The sequence below is a fragment of the Micromonospora sp. CPM1 genome, assembly GCF_023896895.1.
GTDB classification, from domain to species: Bacteria; Actinomycetota; Actinomycetes; order Mycobacteriales; family Micromonosporaceae; genus Micromonospora; species Micromonospora tulbaghiae.
The window spans coordinates 1-504 of record NZ_JAMHIU010000066.1 but is presented as its reverse complement, the minus strand read 5'-3'; the positions used below and the strand labels follow the sequence as shown (position 1 = coordinate 504).

The 504-nt window shown below is 64.1% G+C and carries 1 protein-coding gene; it reads left to right on the top strand.

All coding sequences use genetic code 11. The features are described 5' to 3' along the window. Positions 1-206, top strand: a 206-nt coding sequence (locus tag M8C11_RS30135) for a hypothetical protein (RefSeq protein WP_252454823.1), incomplete at its 5' end; no start/stop codon positions are given. Positions 207-504 lie beyond the last annotated feature (298 nt).

Below are 504 nucleotides of genomic sequence, written 5' to 3'. Positions count from 1 at the left end.
CTCCCGGCATGACGCGTAGGCGACCGACGAGGCGTGAACAAGCTCGACAGGTCGAAGTGTTCGACCCGCTGGCGCTTCGGAACCTCCAGGAGGTGTTGCGCGAGCGACTGGAGCGGGCCGAACTTGAAGAGTGGCAGCTCCGCATGCAGCTCATCGAGTCACGAGCCACCGCCTTGCAATCATCGTTCCCCGGTACTCGCGCCTAACCCGCAAGCCGCTCTGCCGTCACCGCCGGCTCAGCGCAATACGAACCAGCGTCGAAACTTGCGTCAAGGTCCGCTTGACGTGGCAGGCCCGGCCGGCCCGCTCGTCAGCAGGAAGGTCGATGGTGGTGTGAACAACCCAGGCTGTGGACGATGGGCCAGCGTGAACCTGGAAACCGGAGCACGCCATTCCCAGTGGCCAGGCCGGTTATCCCCGTCGGCTTGTGGTCGATCGCAGGGGCATTGCCACGTGTCCACGTCATCGATCTCAGCAGGCGGCCAGAATCGGAACAGCACATAC